This window comes from Bartonella sp. MR30HLJHH (assembly GCF_042194195.1).
GTDB lineage: Bacteria > Pseudomonadota > Alphaproteobacteria > Rhizobiales > Rhizobiaceae > Bartonella > Bartonella grahamii.
This window is the reverse complement of record NZ_JBHIMO010000006.1, coordinates 58,615-77,149: the sequence shown is the minus strand read 5'-3', so window position 1 is coordinate 77,149 and position 18,535 is coordinate 58,615. Positions and strand designations below refer to the sequence as shown.

16 protein-coding genes are annotated in these 18,535 nt (G+C 36.4%); 4 read left to right on the top strand and 12 right to left on the bottom strand.

The annotated features are described in order from the left end of the window. Positions 1 to 217 precede the first annotated feature (217 nt). From ACFIKR_RS05170 to ACFIKR_RS05160, 3 genes are all read right to left on the bottom strand, one after another. The gene (locus ACFIKR_RS05170; RefSeq protein ID WP_375659103.1) at positions 218 to 1,126 is read right to left on the bottom strand and encodes a 4-(cytidine 5'-diphospho)-2-C-methyl-D-erythritol kinase; all 909 of its coding nucleotides are present in this window, start codon (positions 1,124 to 1,126) and stop codon (positions 218 to 220) included. 238 nt (positions 1,127 to 1,364) lie between these two features. After that, positions 1,365 to 2,213 (bottom strand): S49 family peptidase, encoded by an 849-nt coding sequence (locus tag ACFIKR_RS05165; protein WP_375659102.1) that lies wholly within the window; start codon positions 2,211 to 2,213, stop codon positions 1,365 to 1,367. A 191-nt stretch (positions 2,214 to 2,404) separates the two neighbouring features. Continuing rightward, entirely contained in the window at positions 2,405 to 3,193 is a 789-nt protein-coding gene (locus ACFIKR_RS05160; RefSeq protein WP_375659101.1) for a tRNA1(Val) (adenine(37)-N6)-methyltransferase, read from the bottom strand. A gap of 180 nt (positions 3,194 to 3,373) precedes the next feature. Between ACFIKR_RS05160 and ACFIKR_RS05155 the strand changes: the two genes are divergently transcribed. The 4 genes from ACFIKR_RS05155 (at position 3,374) to glyS (ending at position 9,496) form a co-directional block, all read left to right on the top strand. Then, positions 3,374 to 4,450 (top strand): polyprenyl synthetase family protein, encoded by a 1,077-nt coding sequence (locus ACFIKR_RS05155; RefSeq protein WP_375659100.1) that lies wholly within the window; start codon positions 3,374 to 3,376, stop codon positions 4,448 to 4,450. A gap of 95 nt (positions 4,451 to 4,545) precedes the next feature. Continuing rightward, a complete protein-coding gene (locus tag ACFIKR_RS05150; RefSeq protein ID WP_375659099.1) occupies positions 4,546 to 6,240 on the top strand; it encodes a tetratricopeptide repeat protein in 1,695 nt (564 codons plus the stop codon). A gap of 92 nt (positions 6,241 to 6,332) precedes the next feature. Continuing rightward, a complete protein-coding gene (locus ACFIKR_RS05145) occupies positions 6,333 to 7,274 on the top strand; it encodes a glycine--tRNA ligase subunit alpha (RefSeq protein WP_375655975.1) in 942 nt (313 codons plus the stop codon). After that, complete coding sequence (glyS, locus tag ACFIKR_RS05140; RefSeq protein WP_375659098.1) at positions 7,274 to 9,496, top strand: glycine--tRNA ligase subunit beta; 2,223 nt, start codon at positions 7,274 to 7,276, stop codon at positions 9,494 to 9,496. The genes ACFIKR_RS05145 and glyS overlap by 1 nt, the downstream gene beginning before the upstream one ends. Before the next feature lie 130 nt (positions 9,497 to 9,626). On the opposite strand, the gene ACFIKR_RS05135 is transcribed toward glyS, so the two are convergent. The 9 genes from ACFIKR_RS05135 to der form a co-directional block, all read right to left on the bottom strand. Continuing rightward, the gene (locus tag ACFIKR_RS05135; protein ID WP_375659097.1) at positions 9,627 to 10,121 is read right to left on the bottom strand and encodes a F0F1 ATP synthase subunit B; all 495 of its coding nucleotides are present in this window, start codon (positions 10,119 to 10,121) and stop codon (positions 9,627 to 9,629) included. Positions 10,122 to 10,132: 11 nt separating this feature from the next. Continuing rightward, a complete protein-coding gene (locus tag ACFIKR_RS05130; protein ID WP_375659096.1) occupies positions 10,133 to 10,699 on the bottom strand; it encodes a F0F1 ATP synthase subunit B in 567 nt (188 codons plus the stop codon). A gap of 131 nt (positions 10,700 to 10,830) precedes the next feature. After that, positions 10,831 to 11,061, bottom strand: a complete 231-nt coding sequence (locus tag ACFIKR_RS05125) for a F0F1 ATP synthase subunit C (protein ID WP_005773968.1) — start codon at positions 11,059 to 11,061, stop codon at positions 10,831 to 10,833. 54 nt (positions 11,062 to 11,115) lie between these two features. Then, positions 11,116 to 11,874, bottom strand: a complete 759-nt coding sequence (locus ACFIKR_RS05120; protein ID WP_375635839.1) for a F0F1 ATP synthase subunit A — start codon at positions 11,872 to 11,874, stop codon at positions 11,116 to 11,118. A 7-nt stretch (positions 11,875 to 11,881) separates the two neighbouring features. Beyond that, positions 11,882 to 12,316, bottom strand: coding sequence for an AtpZ/AtpI family protein (locus ACFIKR_RS05115; protein ID WP_375659095.1), 435 nt, complete (start codon positions 12,314 to 12,316; stop codon positions 11,882 to 11,884). A gap of 1,135 nt (positions 12,317 to 13,451) precedes the next feature. Further along, a complete protein-coding gene (locus ACFIKR_RS05110) occupies positions 13,452 to 13,970 on the bottom strand; it encodes a restriction endonuclease subunit S (protein WP_375659094.1) in 519 nt (172 codons plus the stop codon). Next, positions 13,960 to 15,756, bottom strand: a complete 1,797-nt coding sequence (locus tag ACFIKR_RS05105; RefSeq protein ID WP_375659093.1) for a class I SAM-dependent DNA methyltransferase — start codon at positions 15,754 to 15,756, stop codon at positions 13,960 to 13,962. Before ACFIKR_RS05105 ends, ACFIKR_RS05110 begins: the two co-directional genes overlap by 11 nt. 120 nt (positions 15,757 to 15,876) lie before the next feature. Further along, complete coding sequence (locus tag ACFIKR_RS05100) at positions 15,877 to 16,890, bottom strand: IS1595 family transposase (protein WP_375659092.1); 1,014 nt, start codon at positions 16,888 to 16,890, stop codon at positions 15,877 to 15,879. 219 nt (positions 16,891 to 17,109) lie between these two features. Beyond that, complete coding sequence (gene der / locus ACFIKR_RS05095) at positions 17,110 to 18,534, bottom strand: ribosome biogenesis GTPase Der (RefSeq protein WP_375659091.1); 1,425 nt, start codon at positions 18,532 to 18,534, stop codon at positions 17,110 to 17,112. Position 18,535 lies beyond the last annotated feature (1 nt).

The following is an 18,535-nucleotide window of genomic DNA, read 5'->3' as shown; positions in this document are numbered from 1 at the left end:
CAGTTTTAAATGGCTCTCCAAACATTCTGCGAATTCTTGCACAAAAGATAAAAAACACACAAAATAAAAAGTATTCTGTTGTCTATTTTCTTTTCTCAAAGATCATTCTAGCATGTATTTATTTTATCTGAAAAATAAAAAAATACATTTCTTTGGTTACTCTCTTTCATTGTGTATAATAAAATCAGGACGAAATAAAAGCTTTTATATTTATTTATCAAATATTTCCTAAAGTCATGATAGGTTTTACAAACCAATTTGGGTGCATTGATTTGATAAAAAGAGCCGCTTGTTGCGCCGTTTGTTTATTTTTAAAAATGCCAAAGCAAGTTGCTCCCGTTCCAGACATACGGGAAAAAAGAGCCCCACATTCATCTAATATAGATAACACTTCAGCTAACTGAGGTGCTATTTTTAATGCAGAAGAAAAAAGATCATTACGCGTTTCTTGTAAAGCTTCAACCAATGAATCAACACTCTTTAAAGCGTCTGTATTAATTTTTAAAGAAAAATTATGACGCTTCTCTAACGCTTTAAAAACAGTTTGTGTTGAAATCTCTTGTCCATGATTAACCAATACTATTGCAAGAGAACAGGCTCCTTTTAGTTGTATCATCTCTTGACCAATTCCTTTGACCAAAAGCGGCTGCTGATATTCTAATGCATAAAGGCACATGGGAACATCAGCACCAAGAACTAAGCTCATTTTTGCTAATTCTTCGTAAGAGCAATCAAGATTCCACTGTTGACGCAACATGCTTATAACCCCAGCTGCATCACCTGAGCCACCACCAATGCCTGAAGCAACAGGTAATGTTTTTACAAGCCGAAAAAAAGCAGGTTGAGCACATTCAGGAAAACTCTTATGCATAAAATCCCGTGCGCGAATAACCAAATTATCTAAATGAGACACAAGGCCTTTTGCAAACGGTCCCGTCAAAACAAACTGATTATTTTCGCAAGGTGCATAGTGTAGACAATCACCGCTAAGACTAAAATAAACCAAACTTTCTATTAAATGATACCCATCAGCACGTTGCCCCACAACATGTAGAGCTAAATTCAATTTAATAGGTGTAAATAAATAGGAATGTCTTTGGAACGAAGCTTGTACATTTGATATCATATGACGTAATATTCACCTGTATAGGGTTCTTTTACAAATTCCCCCTTTATCCATACTTTTATTAGCACAAACCCTATAAATAGCTTGGAATATTCTTAATCGTTTTCTAAACAAACAATAAATATAAAAAGCACTCATACAAAATAAACGACATGTTCTCATTCGTATCATTTCAAGCCTTTTTCTTCTAGAATCTGTTTTTAGATAAAAATCCCTTTGGCTTGAATGATCCTTTCCATTACAGACCATAACGCTGCCAAAGTGCTCGCTCTTCTGCTGCCATCAATGCACTGTCAACGACTGTATAAACCGTATGTGCAGTCACCCCTGAAGGCGTTTTAGGTCCTAAGAAACTTTTTGAAGGCATAATAAGTCGAAGTTTTGCATCATTACCAAAACGCTCCTTAATAACAGAACGTACATCATTCAATCCATCAACCAGACCAAGCTCAACGCTTTGTTTTCCACTCCAAAACATTCCTGTAAAGAGATTCGAATCATCTGATAATTTTTCAGCACGCCGTTCTTTAACCAAATCGATAAACGTTTGATGCACTTCAAGTTGGAGAGATTTCAAATGCTCGATATCCGCCTTTTTTTCTGGCTGAAATGGATCTAATGTAACTTTGTTCTTTCCTGCCGTGTATACACGCCGTTCGATACCAATTTTCTTCAAAAGTTCCGGAAAACCAAAGGAAGCTGAAACCACTCCAATGGAACCAACAATTGAAGAAGGATCTGCAAAAATTTCATCCCCCGCACAAGCAATCATATAACCACCGGATGCTGCAATATCTTCAATAAACACAAGAACCTTTTTATTTTTTTCTTCTGCCAAGTCACGAATACGCTTGAAGATAAGACGCGATTGTACAGGTGAACCACCAGGAGAATTAATAATAAGTGCAACAGCCGGTGACTTTTTGTGTGCGAAAGCCTTCTCTAAAAGATTTGCACACCTACTGAGGGAAAGGGTCCGGGATATAGAGGCTGATGAATCCATAATTGCTCCTTGAAGGCGCACCACCGGAATTTCAAGTTTATCGGAAAAAAAACGGCGTGGAATAAAACTTTTAATAACATCCATCAAAACAAAATCTCCTTATAAATTAAGAACAATTAAATAGGCAAGGACAACAAAAAGGAAGAACGCGATAACATCCAAAAGCGCCAATCAATCCCCACATTACAAGCAGAAATATAACTTCACCCAAAGTCAAACCTCCCTAACAACAAAGTTTGAACTTTAAATAATAAACTAAAAAACACAAGATACTATTAGAAAAGTTCCCACAAGCTTATATATCCATTATTAATTGCATCAACCTGGGGTGAAAAAGTATGGTCATTACCTTCATGTATAACCAATGCCGGTAAAATAGATAAAGCTGCTCTGCTTCCTCGTTTTGCGTAAAATAAAAGACGAATTGCTGCTGTTTTCACACGCGCATGCACAGGAATTATACAAATACCACCAAAACGCCCTTCTAAAGCACGCAAGATATCTGTCAACGATTGTGGACGTGCAATGAGCCCTAAGTATCCACCTGGCTTAACAATGGCCGCTGCACTCCGCAACCAGTTATCAAACATCGCTTCAGACATAACATGTGCTTCAGATTTTTGTTTATCAGGTGTCTTGCGATCAGTAGGATTATTAAAAGGTGGATTCATAATCGCAAAATCAAAGCTATTATCTATCAAACCTGCTTTTATACGGGCATTCCCTTTGAAGGTAACATCTGCTTCTAGCAAACAAACTCGGCTAGCAAATTGTTTATTTTGTTTTAGCATAAGCGTTTTTTGAGCGTAAGATACCATAAAAGCTGAACGTTCAACTAAGGTAACATGAACTTTCAAACAACGCGAAGCAACAGCCAACCCTGCAGCTCCAGCACCTGCACCTAAATCAACAACCTTGCCCTTTAAATTACTTGGAACCAAGCTAGCTAATAACATCGCATCCATTCCAGAACGATGACCATATTTATGGGGTTGAACCAAATAAAATTTCCCGCGGTGAAAACTATCAATTGTTTCACCACTCTGATTCGTTGTTTTATCCATTTAAAAGCCTAATGTTCACCTTTATAAACTGCATTTTTGCCATTCAGCTGCTATTTTAAATTTTTTTATTATTTCATAACAACAAGATTACACTCGCTAAAGAACATTTATTGCCAATAACATTCCAAGCTTACACTTCAAAGCGCCATCAAAAGCTTGAGTCAAACACAAACCCCCTTTATGCTAGTAAATAAAGTAAATTTTATATATGTCCATTGCAATACTCTAGGAGTAAACACATTGAGCGCAGCTATCAAACCAGAAAAAATAAGAAATAATCAAATTTCTCTTCAATCTCTTGTCAATCTTACTCAAAAAGATATGGAGCGCGTAAATCAATTTATTCTCTCTATGGCAAAATCAGAGGTTGAGATGATCCCTGAAATTTCCAACCATCTTATTTCATCAGGTGGAAAGCGATTACGCCCAATGATTACGCTCGCTTCTGCTCATATGTTCGGTTATCAAAGTGACGGGCATATAAAACTCGCAACAGCTGTTGAATTTATGCATACAGCAACATTACTACACGATGATGTGATTGATGAAAGTAATTTGCGACGTGGAAAATCCACGGCACGGATGATTTGGGGGAATCAAGCAAGCGTACTTGTTGGTGATTTCCTGTTGGGTCAGGCTTTTAAAATGATGGTCGATGTCGGTTCCATAGAAGCGCTCTCTGTCCTAGCGAACGCTGCTGCAATTATTGCTGAAGGAGAAGTTATGCAACTTTCTGCTGCAAAAAATATCAAAACCAGCCCTTCAGACTATCTCAAAATCATCAATGCCAAAACAGCCGCACTTTTTTCAGCAGCCGCTGAAGTAGGACCGATTGTTGCTGGCTATGGACATAAAGAGCGTTCTTCATTACGTGAATATGGAACATCTTTAGGTTTAGCTTTCCAATTGATTGATGATGCACTTGACTATAGCGGTAGTGCTCAAAACTTAGGAAAAAATATAGGGGATGATTTTAGAGAAGGAAAAATAACAATGCCTGTTATTATCGCATATGAACGTGGAAATATAGTAGAAAAAAATTTCTGGAAACAAGCACTTGAAGATGGCAATAACAATAATGAAGCCTTCGCATACGCGCAACACTTAATAGAAAAGTATGATAGTATCACAGATACAATAGAACAAGCACGCATCTACGGAAAACATGCAATTGATGCTCTTATTCCCATGAACGAAAATCTTGCTTACAATGCTCTCGTTGAGACTATTGAATTTTGTATTGCGCGCGTAAACTGAATTCTTTGCAAGAATCGCAGTATTTCTCAATAAAGTAATGAGATATGATCTATAAACAACACCATCGATTGATTATCTTGAAAAGGATTAGCTCCATGTGCTCTGCAACGGTATCCCGAATTTTTACCCTCTTTATCGTGGGTATCATGCTGATGCCATTCCCCACCTACAGTAAAATAAGCACCGCAATTCATACAAGCTCATTTACAGGTGCTTATTTAGCTGGAAGGGTTGCAAATCATGAAAATAAAACAGAACTTGCTATCAATTACTTTAAACAAGCACTCGTTTATCAGCCTGATAACATTGAAACACAAAAAGAGCTCCTTGAAGCTATGCTCTCGGTCGGAAACTTTAAAGAAGCTGTCCAACAAGCCCAAAAACTCAAAGAGCAAGATGTTATAACTCCCTTTGTTTCCTTAACTTTGTCGGTAGAAAGTCTCATCAAAAAAGACTATAAGAATGCCAATTTTCTTCTGCAATCAAAAGAACCTCCGAAATCCAACAATCCAATACCTGAACTCATCGGTGCTTGGATTAAATTTGGATCTGGACAAAAATCTCAGGCAATCGCTGATCTTAAGAAACTCAAAGGTCCTGTCTGGTATGACCTTTTTATATCTTATCATCTAGCACTTATGAGCGACCTTGCAGAACAGCCAAAGGATGCAAAAAAATATTTCATTAAAGCACTTAGTAACAAACAGGGGACTCTTATCGCTCCTAATACCTATGAACGTATTATCATAGCCTATGCCTCATTCCAATTGCGTCATAATATGCGTAACCAAGCTATTCAAACAATCCAACATGGCGAACAAATGTTGTCAGGTCGAGAAGTCCTTAAAAACTTTCGAGAAAAAATTGAAAAAAATTCTTTCTTAGAGAGAGTTATTAAAACACCTCAACAAGGAGCAGCCGAGGTATTATATAATTTTGGAACAGCCCTCAACCACAAAAACTCAGGGCGAATTGCACGTATTTTTAAGCAATTATCTTTCGCCTTATACCCTCAAAATGACGCAACACTGTTTCAGCTCGCACACATTTCTGCTAAATTGAGTGATCCTCATAAAGCAATTAAACTTTATCGCGCTTTATCCCCTAAATCTCCTTATTATAAAGACGGACAACTTCATCTTGCATTCCTTCTTGCCAATAACAACAATTACAAAGAAGCAATAAAATTACTCACATTGTTAAATGAAAAATTTCCCAATGATCGTAATATTTTGATAACGCTCGTTGCTTTTTATATGCAGGACAATAAATTTCTTGAGGCCGTTAAAACTCTAGACACCGCTATTGCCCAGATAAAAAACTTTCAGCAGGACGATTGGAAACTCTTTTATCAGCGTGGTATTGCTTTTGAACGTTTAAAGCAATGGCCAAAAGCAGAAATTGACTTGAGAAAATCGCTTGATTTTTTTCCAAACCAACCGCAGGTTCTTAATTATTTAGCCTATTCCCTTGTAGAACGTGGTGAGAAGCTTGAAGAATCGCTCCGTATGCTGCAAAAAGCTTCTGCTTTGCAAGTTCACAACAGTCATATTCTCGATTCTTTAGGGTGGGCTTATTATAAACTAAAAGAATATAATAAAGCAGTGCAAATATTAGAAAATGCTGTCAGATTACAGCCTGAGGACCCAACACTGAATGATCATTTAGGTGATGCTTATTGGAAAGTTGGACGTAAACGTGAAGCAATCTTTCAATGGAACCACGCAATTGATGGAAAACCAGAAAATTCTGAACAAATTCAAGAAAAATTGAAATTTGGTTTGCAATAAACGATGCTTAACCATAACCCACATGAAATAATAAAAAGAGAAACTAAAATTACTTTGTTTTTTTGTTTAGTCCAATATAAAGAGTATAAAGCGTGAAACTGCCTGAACATCTTAACCCCAAACGTTCTTTTCAGGGACTAATCTTAACTTTGCAAAACTATTGGGCACACTATGGATGTGCAATTTTGCAACCTTACGATATGGAAGTCGGAGCTGGGACTTTTCATCCAGCAACAACATTACGCTCCCTAGGTCCACGCCCTTGGAAAGTTGCTTATGTCCAACCCTCCAGACGCCCAACAGATGGCCGATATGGTAAGAATCCCAATCGTTTACAACACTATTATCAATTCCAAGTGCTTCTCAAACCCTCTCCGCTCAATCTACAAGAACTTTATATAAAGTCGCTACAAGCTATCGGGCTTGATACAAAAATGCATGATATTCGCTTTGTTGAAGATGATTGGGAAAGTCCCACCCTTGGTGCTTGGGGGCTTGGATGGGAATGCTGGTGCGATGGGATGGAAGTCTCTCAATTTACTTATTTTCAACAAGTTTGCGGCATTGAATGTGCTCCAGTTTCAGGGGAGCTTACATACGGTCTTGAGCGTCTAGCGATGTATATCCAAGGGGTTGATAACGTCTATGACCTTAATTTTAATGGTTTGGAGGGAGAAAACAAAATAAGTTATAGAGATATTTTTTTACAGGCAGAACAGGAATACTCATATTACAACTTCGAATTTGCTGATACAAAATTGCTACATCAGCACTTTATCGATGCAGAACGCGAATGCAGCGCACTTCTTGATGCTGGAAAACCAAATAAAGAAAATATATTACATCGCTGTGTTTTTCCTGCCTATGATCAATGTATTAAAGCGAGCCATATCTTTAATCTTTTGCAAGCACGTGGCGTTATTTCTGTAACCGAACGTCAAAATTACATTCTTCGCGTTCGTGATCTCGCGCGCCGTTGTGGGGAAGCCTTCTTACTCACAGAAGCTGGACAAATATATACTGGAGAAGCCTAATGTCTGATCTTCTTCTTGAACTTTTCAGTGAAGAAATCCCCGCACGTATGCAACGAAAAGCTGCTGCTGATCTCAAAAAATCTGTTACAGATCAACTTGTGAATGCTGGATTGATCTATGAAGCTGCTCGTGAATATTGGACACCTCGTCGGCTAACATTGGACATACGCGGACTTTCCATACGCTCAAAAGATATCCATGAAGAACGAAGAGGTCCTAGTATAAAATCACCACAGCATGTAATTGATGGTTTTCTACGTGCAACAGGATTAAACGATATTTCTGAAGCACATATTGGACATGATGATAAAAAAGGTCATTTTTATATTGCTAAAATTGTTAAAAAAGGTCGAGCTGCAGAAGAAATTATTGCCGATATTTTACCGAATATTATCCGCAACTTTCCGTGGCCGAAATCTATGCGTTGGGGAAAAGATTCAGCACAAAATGGTGCTCTGAAGTGGATTCGACCTTTACAAAACATTCTTTGCATCTTCGGACCAGAAATTGGTGAAACACATGTTATTCCGTTTACAATTGGTTCTCTTAAAAGCAATAATTTAACTTATGGTCATCGTTTCTTAAGTGATGGAAAGCCATTTCAAGTGCGCCGCTTTGATGATTATGTTACTCAACTTGAAACCCATAAAGTCATTCTGGATGCCGAGAGAAGAAAGAATATTATTTTAGCTGATGCCCAAAATCTCTGCTTTGCAAACGGTTTAGAACTGGTTCAAGACAATCCCCTCCTAGAAGAAGTTGCTGGTCTTGTTGAATGGCCTGTTATCCTGATGGGTGATTTTGACCAATCATTCCTTGATATTCCTCCAGAAATTATTCGCTTGACTATTCGAACCAATCAAAAATGTTTTGTTACCCGTAAACAAGGAGAAAAAGTAAAACTCTCTCATCATTTTATTCTCGTTTCTAATATTCTTTCAAATGATGAAGGTAAAGAAATTTCAAAAGGAAATAGTAAGGTTGTCCGTGCCCGTCTTTCTGATGCACTTTATTTTTGGCAAACCGATCAGCGTGATTTGCCTGATATTCAACAATTAGAATCTTCTATAAAAAAATTTGATCTTGATATAAAAAAACCTCTCGATCAAAGAATGGCGCGACTTGATCATTTGAATGTAACTTTTCATGCTAAATTAGGTACGCAAGGTGCAAGAGTAGAACGCATTGCTACACTCGCACAAGAAATTGCACCTTTGATACAGACAGATTCTCTTTTAGCAAAACGTGCAGCAATCCTTGCAAAAGCTGATTTGCAAACAGAAATTGTCGGAGAGTTTCCTGAACTACAAGGGGTTATGGGGCAAAAATATGCCCTTCTTCAAGGGGAAGATCCTCGCGTAGCTGTAGCAATTGAGGACCATTATAAACCTCAAGGACCAACAGATCGTCTTCCACAAGAACCGCTTGCTATAACCGTTATGCTCGCCGACAAAATTGACATGCTCGTTGGCTTTTGGCTCATTAATGAAAAACCAACGGGCTCAAAAGATCCCTATGCGTTAAGACGAGCAGCACTGGGAGTTATTAGGCTTGTACTTTCGCGAGATTGGAAAATCAATCTTATGCCACTGTTTCAGTTAGCAATGAATCTTTTCTTAAAACAAAAAAATAAATATGAAATCTCTCAAAGAGAAAATTCACAATTGCTGAATCTTCTTCCAGAAAAAACAGAATATATTTTATCAGACCTGTTATTCTTTTTTCATGACCGTTTGAAAATCTATCTAAAAGAGGAAGGTGCTCGTTACGATGCCCTTGAAGCCGTTTTAAATAAAGATTCTGATGATTTTTTATTGGTTGCACGTCGTGTCGAATCGCTTATCGCTTTTATCAATACCCATGATGGAATGAACTTTGTAGCCTCTGTAAAACGTACTACCAATATTCTTGAAAATGAATTTCAAAAAAGCACAACAATAGCGAATGAAATTAATTCTGAGCTCTTTGTCGAGAAAGAAGAAAAGCAGCTCTATCGTGCAATCTGTGAAGTAGAAAAACAGGTTCTAGCTCCCATCAATGCGACAAATTTATCATTTGCACTCAGTGTGCTAGCGCCACTTGGAAAATTGATTGATATATTTTTTGAAAAAGTATTGGTGAATGATAAAAAACCTGATGTTCGTGCTAACCGTCTTGCTCTTCTCCAACGTACTCACATTGTTACACAATCGGTTGCGGACTTCTCAAAACTTGTCATTTAGAATCAAAAGGCCCTATTAACTGATAAAAATAATGAAGATAAATTTTTATTTTTTATGACTTTTATTAATTAATATTGAGAAAATTATGCAACCAAAGAGTCCGTTTTTTATCTCTATCTCTCAAATATCATTAGTTAAGATATGTTTCCATTTTGATAAATGATTCTTTCTCAAGAGACTCTTTAATAAGTTCATCTGCCTTGTTAGAATCTAATTCCTTTGCAATAAGGATACGTGCTGTAGAAATTGCCAAATCAATAGCCGATGAAGAAACCATACGTATTGCATCCGCTTCTGCTTGAGCAATTTTTTGCTCTGCTAATTTATTGCGGTTTTTTACATATTCTTCTGCTTTTGTACGAGCTTCAGCAATAACAGATTCAACTTCATGTTTTGCTGCTGCAATAATTTCTTGCGCATCTTTTTCTGCTTCTGCATGTTTGCGCTGATATTCAGCCAATATTTCCTGTGCCTCTTCACGAAGATGCAGAGCCTCATCTAGCTCATCTTTGATACGCTTCGCACGCGCATCAAGATGCTGTATAACCCTCTGTGGAATTTGGAAATAAACTAAAAGAGCTAAAAAAAGAATTAAACCAATAAATGCCCAAAAAGTATCAGTCATTTTTGTCTTCCTCAATAATCCGCAGTTTTAACAGCTGAACGAACAACCTCTTTACTGATATCAACGTCAATCAATTTTTTCACAATTTCAAGAGCTACTTCTTCAGCGATAGAACCAACATTTTGCATCGCTTTATCCCGAATTTTTGCTATCTGTTTTTCAGCATCTGCGAGTTTTTTTTCTAAACTCTCTTCAATTTCTTTCCGTTCAAGCTCTGCTTTTTCTTTTAATTCTTCACTAGCTACCTGCGCTATAGCATGCGCTTTCAAACGCGCTTCTGCTAATTTCCGCTCATAAGTTTCAACAACAATGTCTGCTTCCTGCTTCATACGCATTGCCTGATCTAAATCAGATGCGATTCGATCTCGCCGCGTTTCAATAACACCACCAATACGTGGTACAATTACACGAGAGATAAAAAGATAAAAAAGTCCGAAAGAAATTGCCAACCAGAAAAAATGCGAACCAAAATGTATAAAATCAAAAGGCGGAAACACACGATCTGCGTGCTCTGCCACCTTTTTAATATGTTCTATCGACGTTTCAGTATTCTGTGCATAAGCGCTTGAAACAAACATCTTCTTTCATCCTTTAAATAGCTTATTAAAGCCCTCTATAACCGATGATAACTGACTAACATCTCGCTGGTTAAGAGCTAAAAGGGCAAATCTTTCCTCATGCAAGAACAGATATACCCTTTTGATGATGATCAAACCCCAAAAAGAAGTAATAAAGCAATGAGTAGTGAAAAAATTCCCAAAGCTTCTGTTACAGCAAAACCAAAGACGAGACGTCCAAACTGACTATCTGCTGCCGATGGATTTCGTAATGCCCCAGAAAGATAGCTACCAAAAATATTACCAAGTCCTAAAGCTGTTCCAGCCATACCAAAGCAAGCAAGACCAGCGCCAATATATTTTGCTGCAAGCACCATTTCCATGTTATTCTCCTTTAAAGCGAAATTGTATTATTCGACGGAAAACCGCCAGTTCTATTAATGTCCTGGATGAATTGCATCATTAAGATACATACAAGTTAAAACCGTAAAGACGTAAGCCTGAAGAAATGCGACCAAAAACTCAAGAGCAGTAATCGCTACAGTCATAATAAGCGGTAAAACCGAACCACCCACACCTACGAGTCCTACTCCAATCATTGAAACAACAAACCCAGAAAACACTTTGAGCGTAATATGACCAGCAAGCATATTCGCAAAAAGACGAAGAGAAAGACTAATTGGACGGGAGAGAAAAGAAATAACCTCAATCATTGTCACCAGAGGCAAAACCACAACAGGAACTCCACTGGGAACGAACAGTTTCAAAAAACTGACCCCATGCTTATAAAAGCCGTAACCAATCACCGTCAAAATTACCACCATTGCTAACGAAAACGTGATCATGATCTGAGATGTAACCGTATAAAAATAAGGAAAAAGACCAATAAAGTTAGCAACCAAAATAAAAGTAAACAGAGAAAAAACTAAAGGAAAAAACTGCATTCCCTGCACACCAGATGATTCACGCAGAGTCGATGCTACAAACTCATATGCCATTTCCGAAAGAGACTGCATCCGCGTTGGAACCAATCCACGACTTGATGATGAAATGAAGAGAAAAATAGAAGTTATAACAACCGTGAGGACTGTAAACAATGATACATTTGTAAACGATAAATCCATATTTCCTATGGAAATCTTAATCAGCCTTGAAACCTCAAACTGATGAATAGGATCTGGAGCGTGCGCTGTCACTTCAACCTCATTTACCGGACCTCTCATTGGCCCCTTTATCTTGTTTATCTTGGCGCAATACGCCCTTTTGTCCTAATTGACTGGAGGAAACATACCCCACAGACCGAAGAATACTCACTACACCAGCAGCAAATCCAAAGAAGAGAAAAAATACCAATCCCCAAGGATACGAACCTGCTAACTTGTCAAACCCCAACCCTAAAACAACACCAACTATAACACTCGCCAGAAACTCACTGGAAAGCTTAATTGCATCTGTCATCCCTCCTTGTGTTTTTTCCCGCTTATTCTTATGCTTCCGCTTCTTTAATGCTTGCTTGCGCACTAAAGCTACGCTTAAGTTCCTACTACGACATTCCAAATCCTCTGAATGAAGATACTCACCTTGCTTTTCCTCTTCAGCCTCCTTACGGCTTATAACGGGTTTCTCGCCCATCGCCATCATTGGCTCCTTAATTAAAAAGCAAAGTAAGAATGCATTTCATAAAACCGTGTGCATCATATTGTTCCCGAATTTATTCGTCAAGATACTAAAAGAAATCTATCACCAATTTATCGCAATAAATAATGTACCTTCCCATTTTATAAACCTTACTCCCTCTGCGCCTTGCAAATAATTATCTCTCATCTACGAATAATGCTTTGCTACCTCACCTGAACGCACTCTATCTCCCCTCATGACACAACTCTAAAACATATTGGAAAATAATTTTATTGTGCATTTTATCACTCGTAAGCAAATAAAATATGATTCTTATGAGAGATTTATTATTTTAAAATATAATACGAGAATGATGATTTATGTATTAAGTAACTAAGGCTACGTAAACAATATCTTAGATACTACACCCCCGGTTTCTTACAACTGTAACCAATTCTTTGGCTTTCTTTTTATAGTTGAATATTGATAGAATAGAGAATATTTTTGCTTTTTATTTGAATAAACTCTTGTAAAATTACTTATTATGTTCAACAATGGAAATTTTAGTAATTTTCTTTATACAAGCCAGTGCTATAATGAGTTTTTCCGCCTCCTATTGTTGCATTTACTCTGCTATCGTATTCATGCTGCACTAAAATGATTTATTAAAAGGGTTATGCTTTTTTCCTAAATAGTTTTATTTCACGCATTTTTTCTTTTCACAACGTATCTATAAATGATTTTTTTGATTCGGCTAGGAACGTTGAAATAGGTGAATATTACGATAGACCTATCATGGTAAGTGATTTTGGTTTCCTACCTATTTTAAATTACGAAAACTTCTCTTAAATTTATTGGTAAAAAATCCGACAGCTCTTGGAGGTGCCTTACTATTGATCTCTCATATGATTCACCTCATAAACACTTTGGGTAAACTCTACTCTGAATATTCACCGTATAATCAATAAAAAACACCACATACGTAAAATTTTATGTACCTTATATCACTATTCTAAAGGGGATATTTTACGGTATAATAAAATAAATCAATGTATTGCTCAATAAAGAACTGTTTTTTCTTTGGCTCTGTTTTAAAGAACTGTTAATTTGGTAAAATGTAAAAGGTGGCGTACACTGCCTTAATTTGTTTACACGTTTATATTGATTTTATGATAGCGATTTTACTTTCTATTCCTATCTTAAGAGCTGCAATATAGCTATCCATAAAGTCCCAATCTATTTCATTGCCACTTAAACAAGGCAACCAAATGCTTTCATTTTCAAGTCTTTTTTGATTTCCCATATCTTCGTAACTATATTTTTGACAAACTTTAGATATTATTGTGCAGATGAATAATCCTCTATTATAGTTAAGATTTTCATTTCTCAAGATCAGTATAGACGATCCTGCTCCTCCTCTGCCTAGAAATGGTTTATCCTGATAATAAGCCGTTCCTGTTAAGGGACTAACTGTTATACAATTCTCTTTATCTAAATGCTCATTTAGCAACTGTGTTACATAACGTTCAACACCATTATTGTAGTTACCTGATGCAACAAATGGTATTAAACCATCATTATAATCAGTCTTCTTTCGAGCAGATGGACGTTCTATGTTAAAAACATCTTTTACCTTAAACTCTTTCCAATTTGCTTCTAGATTGCTAGTTATCATTCTTACTCACCTTTATCTTAATCTCTTTAGATTCAAAATCAATTACACTCTCATATAAGACATTTTTAGCAACTCTTTCAGATAGCTCTTTTATATCTAACTTATTATCAAAAATAAGTCTTTCCATAAGTGTTTTAGCAAAATCATTCTCATCAATGCTTAATGGTTCTTGCTCAAAAAAATAACTTAAATTTTCTTGAGGATTAAGCCATTTTATTGTTTTGTCTCCACTGGTTTTAGTAATTACATCCACCCAATAATTTTCTCTAATAATCCATTCATCCCTAATATCTTGTCTTCCTTGATTTTTAACTGTCTGTAATCCGTCTTCTTCGATATAACAAGAAAAAATGGGATGTGATTTTTGCGGTGTTTTAGCATTAAATACAAATATAGACGTGGATAAACCTTCAGAAAATAAATTTTCAGGTAGTTTTATAATCTTCAATAACCGATGTTTTTCAAGAATTTTCTTCGCTTTTCGCACTTTTTCTAGCTTTTTATCTGGTAGAATAAAAGCACATAAAACATCTTTATTAACTGAATCTAATACGTTTTTTACAATATCTATACAACCATATTTATTCTCAAAGGGCGGATTCATAAGGACTTTGGTAATTCCTTTTGATTCAATCCAAGATTTAGCTGTCGCGCTTCTAGCATCTAAATTTTCTAGATTAGTTTTACCATCTTTATGAATCAGCATATTAGCACAAGCTAAAGCAAAAATTTCTCGATCAAACTCTATTCCAAAAAGCTGTTCTTGTTTTATTTTCTTAGCTTTTTTAGTATTAACTCCTCTAGCTTCCTGTATCATATTACACATAGATTTAACAAGGAATGCACCACTTCCACAAGTAGCATCGAGTATCTTATCATCTTGATCAACGTTAAGTATTCTATACATTAATGAAGTTATATGATCAGGAGTGAATACTTGACCGTGATCAGATTTTTTCTTATAACGGTTAAATTCATTAAAGAATATCCCCATTACATCTTCACCATTCCAAAATTTAGAGTTTATAGAGTTAGATATTTCTATTACGCAATCAATAAAGTCATTTATAGACTCTTGATTTTCAGTTATATTCATTTTAATCTCATCATACACTTCAAGTAATAAATTTACTTTCTGATTCTGAGATATTGCATTAGAAAAAGATTTTGCTAATGTAGAGCGTATAGCACCGTGAAAGAAAGCATACCCTCTATTTTTTATATCAGCTAATTTTGCATCATATCTTTCTGCTACTAAAGCACAGGCAGTAAAAATCATTCTGTGATATAAGTTCTTCACGGCAAAATTAAAATGCAAATTATCATTTATTCTTTTTGTTAAGTTATAAATTTTACCTTTATCAATTCTTTTGTTATCAAATAGAGAAATATAGAATGATTTATGTTGTAATTCTTTTGGACAATCTACAAACGTTATCCCATTAGTTCTATCTGAATCTATGTAAATTAGACTATATGAGCCATTATACAGAATACCTACAACCTTTTGGTATTTTTCTCTAACGATAGATATATAGTCCTCTAGTCCCGATATATACTTGTTTAAATTCTCATTACTATTTTTAGTTTCCAATATAATAGCAACTTCAGTAGTATATTGTGGCAAGTACCAACCGTCAGGTTTTTTGTTTGAGCTAATAATACCTAACTGTTTAAAGGTAGTTATTTGCCCTACTCCTTGTTTTACACCGTCTTCTATAGAATCAAATCCAAGTATTTTGGCTGCTTCATCTCTTACCATATCCTCTGTTTTAAACGATGTCATTAGCAACCTCCCAAAATATATTTGCAAGGTTGAATAGGTAGGACTAAGCTATTTGTAGGCTTATAAGCTGGTAGGCTCATTTTGGGGTCCTTATAAGTGATATCAAATAAATTTTGAGAATTAAACAGAAATAGCAGGACGTTTGGCAATATCCATTGAACGACGAATACAAGGGGTATTGCGGATAAAATCAAACAAGATTACTTCTTTATTCGCTTGCGTGTCTTTGGCGAAATTCACAAAGTTGTGATACACGAGATAGTTATTCAGATATTTATTTGCCACGCCTTTAAAGCAGTGGATAATCGACTCTTTAAGACGACTGTGATAACCATTCACGGTTTGAATATTAAACATCCCGACTTTGCGTTTGTTTCTTGGAATATGGATATGATTTAGCTTCATATCTAATGAGAGTTTTTGGTACGAACGGAGAGAATCAGTTACAAAAATCGATTCTTTGGCAATTCGTCCGTCTAATACTTTTTGCAAATCCGCTAAACAAGGGCGACCTAATTTCGCTACTTTTGCAATCGAAAGACCATTTAAGTTTACGCCTACTGGAACACAGACTTGCTGTTTAGAGAAGCCAAGCTTGGTCGCTGCTGTTCCACGTTTATGCAGTAGACGTGGTAGTTTACAATCCTTGTGATGTCCCTTGTACAAAATAGCAGTAAAGATTTCATCGGCTTGGATAAAGCCGTATAATTCCACTTCTTCCATCATTTTCTGTAACGCATCTAAAATCTTGTGTCGCCACGCAAAGGCAACGGCAAAGTTAATGTCGCAGATTTTTGCACATTTACGCAGAGAGTATTTCTCAATCATACAATGCACATATTTTTCGAGTGTTGCTAATTTTTTTTTGGTTTGGAAAAAAGCTGTGCCAGTGCCTTCAACAAAAGTTTTACGGCAATCAAGGAATAAATAGCATTGATTATTGCCAATTTTATCGTTTTTCATAAAATGCTTAGATTGGCAATGTGAACAGCAAGAGACAATTTTACGTTGAATCATTTTGGTGATTGTCTGCTTTTGAGTGGAAATTTCGACAAGGAATTTTTGTTTATCCTGTTCAGATAAGTTGCTAAATAGTTGTTTTAATACGTCAATTTCATTCGTGATATGAGACATAATAAAAATCACATTAACCTATTGAAAATAAAGAGATTATAATAAGTTTGGATATTTTTATCAACAGTTCTTTAAAACAGAGCCTTTTCTTTGATTGAAGATAACGCCATTATCTGTTGAGAATGATCAATTTATTTTTGATATTAAAACATTGTAATTTATTAAAAATCTTATTTTTTCATGCGTTCTTAAATGGAGATTGACTTACTCAAAAAAGAGTTATTTCTTTTTGGAACGTGTCGCAAAAGGATTATCAGAGGCTCGTAATGATATGCGAACGGGTATACCAGACATATCAAATGTTTCACGTAACCCATTGACAAGATAGCGCAAATACGACTGTGGCATACTTTTGGGGCGCGAGCAAGAAATCATAAATCCAGGAGGACGTGTCTTAACCTGTGTGATGTATTTAACCTTAAGTCGACGTCCAGAAACTGCAGGAGGTGGATGATGTGCAACAACAGTTCCAAGCCATTGATTCAATTTAGCCGTCGAAATGCGACGATTCCATACACGGTGCATCATCATGATATTTTCCATCAGTTTATCAATCCCTTGACCATATTGTCCTGATAAAGGAACAGCTCTCAAACCACGAACTTGAGGAAGAAATCGCGCACATTTTTCATGCAAATCAATCAATGTGGTCTGACTATTTTCAATAAGGTCCCACTTATTGAAAGCAATAACTGGAACACGCCCTTCACGAATCACAAGATCAGCAATTTGTAAATCTTGCTTTTCAAAAGGTATCGTTGCATCAAAAACAATGACCACCACTTCTGCAAAACGAATAGCACGTAAAGTATCTGCAACAGATAGTTTTTCTAATTTTTCTTGAATTTTCGATTTTCGACGTAAACCTGCAGTATCAAAAAGTTTAATATGACGACCACGCCATTCCCAATCTACAGAAATAGAATCACGCGTAAGTCCTGCTTCTGGTCCTGTTAACAAGCGCTCTTGTTTCAACATACTATTGATAAGAGTGGATTTTCCTGTATTGGGACGCCCTGCAATTGCAATCCTAATGGGCTTACTTTCATCGTAAATAAGCTCTTCTTCTTCCAAATCGTTTACATCATCACCAACAGATGCAAGCTGTATCGTAATATCTTCTTCTTTGTTGTTGCCAAAAGCATGCTCTGACCCCACAGCATCTATAATTGCATCACGCAGATCACTAAGTCCCAAACCATGTTCAGCCGATATTAGGCACGGCTCCCCCAAACCTAATGACCACGCCTCATACTCTCCTCCTGTTGCCGCTCTTGACTCAGACTTATTAGCAACAAGCACAATTGGCTTTCCTGATTTGCGAACCAATGAAGCAAAATTTAAATCACTTGGTGTTATCCCGCTCTTTGCATCAAATACAAATAAAATAAGATCCGCTTCATCAATCGCAGCTTTTGTATGAGAACGCATACGCCCCTCAAGTGTATGATCACCTGCTTCTTCCAGCCCAGCCGTATCAATCACATCAAAACGTAGATCTTGAAGTTTTGCCGCATGAATACGTCGATCACGTGTTACACCAGGCTTATCATCAACCAAAGCCAATTTTTGCCCAACCAAACGATTAAATAGTGTTGACTTCCCAACATTGGGACGACCAACGATAGCAATGGTAAGGCTCATC

What these genes read in the sequence shown, in the direction of transcription:
- ACFIKR_RS05170 (WP_375659103.1), bottom strand. Translation starts at nt 1,126, where the DNA reads ATGATATCAAATGTACAAGCTTCGTTCCAAAGACATTCCTATTTATTT.
- ACFIKR_RS05165 (WP_375659102.1), bottom strand. Translation starts at nt 2,213, where the DNA reads ATGGATGTTATTAAAAGTTTTATTCCACGCCGTTTTTTTTCCGATAAA.
- ACFIKR_RS05160 (WP_375659101.1), bottom strand. Translation starts at nt 3,193, where the DNA reads ATGGATAAAACAACGAATCAGAGTGGTGAAACAATTGATAGTTTTCAC.
- ACFIKR_RS05155 (WP_375659100.1), top strand. Translation starts at nt 3,374, where the DNA reads ATGCTAGTAAATAAAGTAAATTTTATATATGTCCATTGCAATACTCTA.
- ACFIKR_RS05150 (WP_375659099.1), top strand. Translation starts at nt 4,546, where the DNA reads ATGTGCTCTGCAACGGTATCCCGAATTTTTACCCTCTTTATCGTGGGT.
- glyS (WP_375659098.1), top strand. Translation starts at nt 7,274, where the DNA reads ATGTCTGATCTTCTTCTTGAACTTTTCAGTGAAGAAATCCCCGCACGT.
- ACFIKR_RS05135 (WP_375659097.1), bottom strand. Translation starts at nt 10,121, where the DNA reads ATGACTGATACTTTTTGGGCATTTATTGGTTTAATTCTTTTTTTAGCT.
- ACFIKR_RS05130 (WP_375659096.1), bottom strand. Translation starts at nt 10,699, where the DNA reads ATGTTTGTTTCAAGCGCTTATGCACAGAATACTGAAACGTCGATAGAA.
- ACFIKR_RS05125 (WP_005773968.1), bottom strand. Translation starts at nt 11,061, where the DNA reads ATGGAAATGGTGCTTGCAGCAAAATATATTGGCGCTGGTCTTGCTTGC.
- ACFIKR_RS05115 (WP_375659095.1), bottom strand. Translation starts at nt 12,316, where the DNA reads ATGGCGATGGGCGAGAAACCCGTTATAAGCCGTAAGGAGGCTGAAGAG.
- ACFIKR_RS05110 (WP_375659094.1), bottom strand. Translation starts at nt 13,970, where the DNA reads ATGATAACTAGCAATCTAGAAGCAAATTGGAAAGAGTTTAAGGTAAAA.
- ACFIKR_RS05105 (WP_375659093.1), bottom strand. Translation starts at nt 15,756, where the DNA reads ATGACATCGTTTAAAACAGAGGATATGGTAAGAGATGAAGCAGCCAAA.
- ACFIKR_RS05100 (WP_375659092.1), bottom strand. Translation starts at nt 16,890, where the DNA reads ATGTCTCATATCACGAATGAAATTGACGTATTAAAACAACTATTTAGC.
- der (WP_375659091.1), bottom strand. Translation starts at nt 18,534, where the DNA reads ATGAGCCTTACCATTGCTATCGTTGGTCGTCCCAATGTTGGGAAGTCA.